The sequence below is a fragment of the Enterococcus spodopteracolus genome (assembly GCF_030441955.1).
Taxonomy (GTDB): domain Bacteria; phylum Bacillota; class Bacilli; order Lactobacillales; family Enterococcaceae; genus Enterococcus_B; species Enterococcus_B spodopteracolus.
In genome coordinates, this window is the sequence record NZ_JARJHD010000027.1 from 1 (window position 1) to 6,971 (window position 6,971).

Below are 6,971 nucleotides of genomic sequence, written 5' to 3' on the forward strand. Positions count from 1 at the left end.
AACTAAGCTTTTATAACTTCCATATCCACTAATCGAGCCACTGCAACATTCGATTTGCTCTTTGCTAGTTCTTTGTCACACTCCATCGTATTCTCAATACGAATAACTGCTGAATGATTGTACACACTTTCTACATACCCTCTGATTGGATAAATGAACTCTTCTGCTGTACAACGAACCATATCGCCGACTTTAAATTCTGATTCCTCTTGCTTAATAGGATTTTTGGTTGGTAGATCCATCATCAAGCCACCAATTCCATAAGTATCAGTGTAAAATCCGTCTTTTAGTTTCATTCCGATTCCTCCTGTTTAGGTCGTTGCCCATTTCCTTGAACTTTAGTGCCTCGATATTTGATTGCGCAATCTGCGTGCTGGATCCTCCAATATCCGTTTTTCCTCTCGAAATGTCCTTTACCACGATCAACGAAGCCGCCACATCGATAGCAATAGCCCGGGTATTTATTTCTCATTGTCGGCCTCCTGTTCCAATCCCCATTGAGCGAATACAGTTAGGACTTCGAATTTTTGTTTTTCTTTCAGTTTGCCCCATGCTTCTACATGAGGCAACGAGCTAACGCCTATTTCTAATCTTTCATAGACATCTTCTGTGAAACTCCACAACGTAAATTGAAGATCATTTCTTTTGAATTCATTTTTTAGAAAATCAAACACGACTTTCTGGTTGTCGTTGAGTTGGATATTAGAAGCTAATAGTTCGTCCGCAAGATTATTAGCAAAATTATAAGATGCCTCAAAACGTGTGATATATTTATCAGCTATATCAGTCATTTTACAAATCCATTCAGGCTCTGACATAACGCTTTCTATATCATCCGTATCTGAATAGATTCTGTTTGCGACTTTTTCTATAAAAGCTTTATCTTGTTCTAATTCTTTAGTTAATTCACTCATCCTTCTACCACCTCATACATTTTTTCAAATACATCTGGTTTATATATATGGAAGTTTCCAAATTCATCTATTACAATGTAATCTTTATTAGTAAGTTGTTTTATTCCATCGTCTGTGGAAACACAAGGTATTCTTTCGCTTCTATTTTTTTCACGCCAAGTTTCATCAATAAAATTACGTTCGCCACTAAAACCACCGATGAAATCATGACACTCTTTCCAATTTTTTGAATAACTAGAGTTGAACTGCACTGCTTCTACAATTGCTGGTCTCTTTTTATATTCCATGTTTGTCCGCCACCTCTTCCACAGGTACAGCAAACGACCAATAACGCTCATCGTATCTTTTAATTTCCTTTTCAGTAAGCTCGTAACGATGTTCTGTAAGGTATCTAGTGACAACTACAAACGCTTCATTGATCTCATCCCAAGCCAAAGCGCGGTCGTTTACAGAGGGTAAATTGACGGTATATAACGGCTCTTTCTCGACCTCGTAGCCAAATAGCCAAGCGTGCGCAAATGTATTTTGATTCATGGTATCATCTAGCCACATCGCTGCTTGATGCATTGTTCCGATTAACTTGTTATCATATGCATTCAACGCTGTTGAAAGAGTCCATTCCTGACCTATGCAATAATTTAAATATTCAGCCACAAATTCCGGCACGACAGGCTCCTGCGGTACATTTGGCGCTGAGCTTTTCACTAAGTCAATTGCTCTTTCAATTCCTAAAACGACGTTGATATCTTCTTGTTTATCTAATAAATCATGTAGTTTTTCAATTAGTTCATTCATCGCTGTTCCTCCTTCTTAGAATTTCTTTCCACCGTGCTTGTAAGGTCTGCTTTTGTTAAACTCATGTTTACGTTCAATGATTTCTTGCAGATCAATTTTATAACTTTCACACATATCCATGATCCTGATAACTACATCAGCCAGTTCTGATGGTACACCTTCAAGTTTTCCGTTTTCGCCCATGTAAGTTTCGTTTAACTCGTGACCGTTTCTAGATTCTTCTAGTGCTTCTGATAGTTCTGAATGACATAAAGCGATCAATGTTCCGAACTCTCTTTCTTCATCCCACCAACCATGATTTACAGCATTCTCATGTATTTCTTTTTGTAATTGTTTAATTGTCTTCATTTTTGTTTCTCCTTTTCCGAATTACTTATTTCCTTAATAAATTTTTTTACGGCTTGATTAATTATTTTATCGACGTCGTATGGTGAACATGGAATATATACACCTTGCCAGTCGCTAGGCTCTCGTATAGATAACCCTATAAATTCATCGAATTCCTTCAATTCGATGTAGCATAACCTTTTCCCTTTGTACATGAGCATTCTAAAACCTTTGCTGTTAATGGATTTACTCAATTTTTTACTAATCGTGACATTTTCATTTTTTAAGTAATCTTCTAGATTAGTAGAAAAATTCAAGAAGGATAATTGTTTATTCATATCTCTTTAATCTCCCAGTTGTAATCCCATGCTAGTGTTTTATCTAAAGCTTTAATTGCGTTTTCGGCTCTTTTTTTACTGGTGTATCGTTTAACTTCTTGCTTGTTTCCTGTCACTGGATATATATCACCTTGAAACATGTATTTTTCACCTGTGTACCATCCGTTTAGATTACCTGACGTTATCCCCCATGCTTCCATTCGCTTTCCCCCTTTAAATCTTTCTCTCTTCTCCGCCTTCTAAATAAATGATCCCAGATCGCTTATTAAGACTTACGCATAAAACCTCTTGGCTAGATCCTCTTTCATATCCGGCATCTTGAAAACTCTTTTCGTAATAATCTACGGTTGATACTAAGACTTCCGCTTCTGGATTCAGTTGCAGGATTGGTATTATTTCTTTTGCTTTCATTTTGCACCCTCCAACAATTCCGGATTCTCGTATATATTGCCTAAAATAGTTATATCATCAGCGGTTAAATTGAATGCGTGCAAGAATACCTCTTCTAAATCATCTTCGGTTGGTAAACTTCTTGAGATTGACATTCCATCTATTTCGTTTGGTATTGTCTGCGGATTGTGATAATCATATTTAGCCTTGTTAATTATCCAAGCTGTTCCAGTTTCATCTAAATCAACAACTCCCATCAAATGATTTTCTTGGTAGAATCCTGCTACATATTCCTCCCAAAAGATATCAATTACATCGCCTTTAAAAACTTCTTTCTCTCCGTCATCATTGAATGAATCATCCATATATCCTTTCAGCCCTGTCGATTGCACGAGTTCAACTTCATCAAATTGGCGGTCAATTCGTCCACCTTCTAAATCCACCAATTCATTAAGCCAATCGATAACTAGAACATTTGTTAATCGGTGTGTTTGTTTATCCCATGCTCTAAACTTCGGTATCATTTCTCTTCCTCCATACTCTCAAAAATAGTAATAGCTTTTTCTATGCCTTTTCGCTCTTCTCCAGTAGCGTACACGTTCAGATAGCTTCTTAAGTGACGTATGACTTTACTGATCGATATTCGTTTCATTTGCTGCCCTCCTAATCTTTCATCCAAAACATAAACCGTACCAAATCTTCTTGCGTGCCATTTATATAAATGTTTAGTTGTGCTCCAACTGCCACCATTATTCCAATAGCGAGTAGAACGACTCCTAGTACTGTGTAGTCTCTTTGGTTTTTACTCTTATGATTGATAAAATAGAAACCCACCAATGATAGGATTCCGCCAATTACACACCAAAATATTGTTAATCCGACCATTCTTTCCTACCTCCCAAATCTGCGTCTTTCTCTTTCCACAGCGTCATTCAAGTCAAGATAGATCCCTTTTCCACCTTCTAAAAATTGCGGTTTTAAATAATATGATTTATTTTCAATATCCCATTTACATAATTTGCCGATTACTGCAATAAAACGTTCACTCTTGATTGTTGGATTCTTTGTCGTCTTGTTATTAGGTCGATAAAATCGTATAGCACCTTTTTCTCCTTTATTGGTGGGTACAAGCGCAATGATTCGTTCTTTATCATTCAAGTAAAGTAACGCATATTCGGAATATTTTAAGCATGCTGCTGCAGATTTGCTAAAATTCAAGCCATACTTTGATAGAGTCACGCTAGGTTCTCTTTCTTGGGTACCTAATTCGATTAATTTAAAATTTGATGTTAATTTCATTTTTCTTCCTCCATGTATTTGAATGTTCGCTTCTTAACGTCTGTCGTTTCCCTTTTCGCATACGTATATATCGTGCTGGGATTCAATCCTAGCTCCCGACCGATATCTTCACATAATCCCTGAACTAAGATTTTTCCATCGTGATATACGGCGATTCTTTTCCTTTTTTGATTTCTTTTTATATATTGATTTTTTTCTTCATCTGGAATATTTTGTTCACGCCACTTGGCCCAAACAGAACCACCAACGCCAAGTGCTTCTTTAATGGCTTTGACAGTGTAACCAGTTTTTAGTAGTCTCTTATAATCTTCATAAGTGAATGTTTCAAAATTCATCTTTTGCAGAGGGTGTGAGTCGTCCATAGTGTCATAATCAATGAAGCCTCGTATCACCTGAACCTTCTTAAGCTCTTCGTCTGTTAGATCCTCAACGGATCGACCTCTCATTATCTGCATCATCTTTTTTCGATATAAACGTTTTTCTTGCTTAGATAAACTCATTCGATCCTCCTTCGATTGTGCATACCTCTTCAAACTGTCTAGTGATACGCTCAAGCGCCTTTTTATACTCGATAATACTTTTTATCACGTGACCTTCTCTCAGCACGTAGTCACGCTGTATGGCTCTTAAACACATAGTCAGTGTTTGATAGTAACCAATAAAGGAAGTCGATTCTTCCTGCTCGCCTTTAGCATTTTCGGTATATTGAATCTTTCCAGACTCATCACGTACGACACGTGAGAGAACGATATTTTTGCAATCGCTTGTAGTTGTGATCCGATAGTCCTCTATTCGCATATCTAACATTATTCCTGAGCCTCCGATATTATTTTTAGTACGTGTGCTAGTGCGCTCTCACGTCCCGTATGGAACGCATTGAGCCACTCATCGTCATAAGCTAAACTTCGTCTTAACTCTTCGACACGCATCATTTCAAGTTGTGCAATAAGTTGGTTAACAGTCATTTTCCTTCTCCTCTTGGGCTTTCTGTGCCAAATATGCTTCGAAACGTGCATCGATTTCTGCTTTTTGTTGTGGATCAAGTTCTTTTTCTTCTTGCGATTTATTTGCCCATTCTGGTAATTTCTCACGACGGACATTTTTTTGATAATTCCGACTTATAGATTTTACTTGCTGACTTTTTCGCATTTCTTCTTCTCCCTCAATGGCAGATTTACTAAATAGTCGTTTATTAAAACGATTCTTAAGGATTCCTTCTAGATAATTCCATCGACGATTATTATTTTCAATTGCTGTATTTACACCATGGATCATCCAAGCATCTGCTTGCTCAATGGTTAGGCCTGCTTCTTCCAAGTCTTTTAACCAAAAATTGATATTATCCCCCATGGTATTCCCATAAGGACTACCAAACCCATTTTTTTCAATATACGAATATATTTGAATCGAATACTGTTTTAATTCAGGAGCATCTTGTTTTTCTATGTCTTTGTCTTTCTCTAACTCTTTGTCTTTCTCTAACTCTTTCTCTAACTCTGGGCGACCTTTTCCAGACAACTTCTGGACATTGTCCTCCCTTGCTCTTTGAACTCGTTTTTGTCTTGCATATTCTGTTTCTGAACCTACTAATTCGCTTAGTTGGTTGAGATATATCTCTCCACTATCTAATATTTTTATTAACCCAATTTTATTGAATAGATCCATAGCGACTTTCACTGTGTCTGCATTTGAACTTGTCAATCTTGCCAAGGATTCAGGATCGTAGGGAATCATTAAATTTCCTACATTTCTAACTAATAGACCTTCTGTTTTTAAAGATTTGAGGCAGAGTTTTAGATAAAACAAGCAATATTCCTTACCGTTAGGTTGTTCCTCTAACCATTCGATAGTATCTTCTTCAAAAAAATCTTCTTTTAATTTGAGCCAGTAATAACGTTTCTTTTGTTTGTCTGACAATTCAATACCACCTTTTTCTTATCCGCCGATATTCAATTTCTTGATTGTTTCTTGATTCAACTTAATCCCTTTGATTTGATACTTGTTCTTAAAATTAGTGACACCGATTTGATGTTTTTCTGTATGGTGTATTCTGCAAAGTCCTGCGTAAGTGTATTCTGAATGATCAATTTTCTTACGTTTCCGTCTACCCAATGCTTTATCAAAATGATCAATGTCAGCTCCTGTTCTTCCACAGATACAACAGACTCTTTTCGTAATACACTTGTACAAGTAGTATTCTTGATTAGCTGGTAAAATCTCATAACCTTCTTTGAATGGAATATGATGTTCAAAGATGAAATCTAAGATGATATTTGCTAGGATATTTACATCGCTCACGGTTGTATCCGATTCGTCCTTGAGGCTTATTTTTCGCCCTGTTACACCTTCAAAACGAAAGTAGAAGAATTCCTTCCAGAAGTCCGTTGGTGTGCCTGTATCGATGAATATATCCCCTATGAGCGCATAGATGAAGTTTCTTTGTTGGGCTGTGAAGCGACGTGGATCGATAAAACGCACTTCAATGATCCGATCACCTTCATAGCCTTCGTACATTGTTCTTAAACGTTCGATGTTTACTTCTTCGTTGATTGTTGCGGCAATGTCTTTTCCTTTGAACTTTCTAAGAACTGCTGAATAGGAATCAATTAATGAATTAAACACTTACATCACTTCTTCTTGTTTAATTCATTTCGTTTTTTAGCAATTGCTCTTTCCATCAATCCGCATTGTTCATAAGTTAAATCTTCAAGAGCATTTACTTTCTCAGCAATTAGATTCCGTTTAACAGTCTGTTCGTTAACAAATTCGATTAATGTAGGCACCATATCTTCGCCCATTTCTCCATTAAAGTTATTAATTATTTCTTCAAGCATATTCAATTTTTTTGTATCAATTTTTGGCGGAGCTGGAATATCTTCCCCTTGATAAACGTGTAATCCTAACCCAT

17 protein-coding genes and 1 pseudogene are annotated in these 6,971 nt (G+C 36.7%); all 18 read right to left on the reverse strand.

Annotated elements, in window-relative coordinates:
* Positions 1-2 precede the first annotated feature (2 nt).
* Positions 3-296 carry a hypothetical protein gene (locus P3R27_RS13905; RefSeq protein ID WP_301357579.1) on the reverse strand — a complete coding sequence of 98 codons (294 nt, stop codon included), beginning with the start codon at positions 294-296 and terminating at the stop codon, positions 3-5.
* Between the two features lie 165 nt (positions 297-461).
* On the reverse strand, positions 462-914 hold the full coding sequence (locus tag P3R27_RS13910) for a hypothetical protein (RefSeq protein WP_301399102.1): 453 nt from the start codon (positions 912-914) through the stop codon (positions 462-464).
* Positions 911-1,201 (reverse strand): hypothetical protein, encoded by a 291-nt coding sequence (locus P3R27_RS13915; RefSeq protein WP_301399103.1) that lies wholly within the window; start codon positions 1,199-1,201, stop codon positions 911-913. The genes P3R27_RS13910 and P3R27_RS13915 overlap by 4 nt, the downstream gene beginning before the upstream one ends.
* Positions 1,191-1,709, reverse strand: coding sequence for a DUF1642 domain-containing protein (locus P3R27_RS13920; protein WP_301357513.1), 519 nt, complete (start codon positions 1,707-1,709; stop codon positions 1,191-1,193). Before P3R27_RS13920 ends, P3R27_RS13915 begins: the two co-directional genes overlap by 11 nt.
* 15 nt (positions 1,710-1,724) lie before the next feature.
* Positions 1,725-2,057, reverse strand: a complete 333-nt coding sequence (locus P3R27_RS13925) for a nucleoside triphosphate pyrophosphohydrolase family protein (RefSeq protein ID WP_301357512.1) — start codon at positions 2,055-2,057, stop codon at positions 1,725-1,727.
* Positions 2,054-2,374, reverse strand: a complete 321-nt coding sequence (locus tag P3R27_RS13930) for a hypothetical protein (RefSeq protein WP_301357511.1) — start codon at positions 2,372-2,374, stop codon at positions 2,054-2,056. Before P3R27_RS13930 ends, P3R27_RS13925 begins: the two co-directional genes overlap by 4 nt.
* Positions 2,371-2,574: a hypothetical protein gene (locus P3R27_RS13935; protein WP_301357510.1), complete on the reverse strand. Its 204-nt coding sequence runs from the start codon at positions 2,572-2,574 to the stop codon at positions 2,371-2,373. Before P3R27_RS13935 ends, P3R27_RS13930 begins: the two co-directional genes overlap by 4 nt.
* 13 nt (positions 2,575-2,587) lie before the next feature.
* Positions 2,588-2,785, reverse strand: coding sequence for a hypothetical protein (locus P3R27_RS13940; protein WP_301357509.1), 198 nt, complete (start codon positions 2,783-2,785; stop codon positions 2,588-2,590).
* The gene (locus P3R27_RS13945; protein WP_301357508.1) at positions 2,782-3,288 is read right to left on the reverse strand and encodes a YopX family protein; all 507 of its coding nucleotides are present in this window, start codon (positions 3,286-3,288) and stop codon (positions 2,782-2,784) included. Before P3R27_RS13945 ends, P3R27_RS13940 begins: the two co-directional genes overlap by 4 nt.
* Complete coding sequence (locus P3R27_RS13950) at positions 3,285-3,416, reverse strand: hypothetical protein (RefSeq protein ID WP_254905403.1); 132 nt, start codon at positions 3,414-3,416, stop codon at positions 3,285-3,287. The genes P3R27_RS13945 and P3R27_RS13950 overlap by 4 nt, the downstream gene beginning before the upstream one ends.
* A gap of 11 nt (positions 3,417-3,427) precedes the next feature.
* On the reverse strand, positions 3,428-3,649 hold the full coding sequence (locus P3R27_RS13955) for a phosphocarrier protein HPr domain protein (protein ID WP_301357505.1): 222 nt from the start codon (positions 3,647-3,649) through the stop codon (positions 3,428-3,430).
* 6 nt (positions 3,650-3,655) lie between these two features.
* Positions 3,656-4,063: a hypothetical protein gene (locus P3R27_RS13960; RefSeq protein ID WP_301357504.1), complete on the reverse strand. Its 408-nt coding sequence runs from the start codon at positions 4,061-4,063 to the stop codon at positions 3,656-3,658.
* Positions 4,060-4,563: a hypothetical protein gene (locus P3R27_RS13965; RefSeq protein WP_301357503.1), complete on the reverse strand. Its 504-nt coding sequence runs from the start codon at positions 4,561-4,563 to the stop codon at positions 4,060-4,062. The genes P3R27_RS13960 and P3R27_RS13965 overlap by 4 nt, the downstream gene beginning before the upstream one ends.
* A complete protein-coding gene (locus P3R27_RS13970; protein WP_301360282.1) occupies positions 4,550-4,870 on the reverse strand; it encodes a hypothetical protein in 321 nt (106 codons plus the stop codon). The genes P3R27_RS13965 and P3R27_RS13970 overlap by 14 nt, the downstream gene beginning before the upstream one ends.
* Complete coding sequence (locus P3R27_RS13975) at positions 4,870-5,028, reverse strand: hypothetical protein (RefSeq protein WP_301360283.1); 159 nt, start codon at positions 5,026-5,028, stop codon at positions 4,870-4,872. Before P3R27_RS13975 ends, P3R27_RS13970 begins: the two co-directional genes overlap by 1 nt.
* The gene (locus P3R27_RS13980; protein WP_301360285.1) at positions 5,018-5,980 is read right to left on the reverse strand and encodes a phage replisome organizer N-terminal domain-containing protein; all 963 of its coding nucleotides are present in this window, start codon (positions 5,978-5,980) and stop codon (positions 5,018-5,020) included. Before P3R27_RS13980 ends, P3R27_RS13975 begins: the two co-directional genes overlap by 11 nt.
* An 18-nt stretch (positions 5,981-5,998) precedes the next feature.
* Positions 5,999-6,685: a putative HNHc nuclease gene (locus P3R27_RS13985; protein WP_301357554.1), complete on the reverse strand. Its 687-nt coding sequence runs from the start codon at positions 6,683-6,685 to the stop codon at positions 5,999-6,001.
* Positions 6,686-6,690: 5 nt separating this feature from the next.
* A pseudogene (locus P3R27_RS13990) lies at positions 6,691-6,971 on the reverse strand (DUF1071 domain-containing protein); the annotation flags it as partial.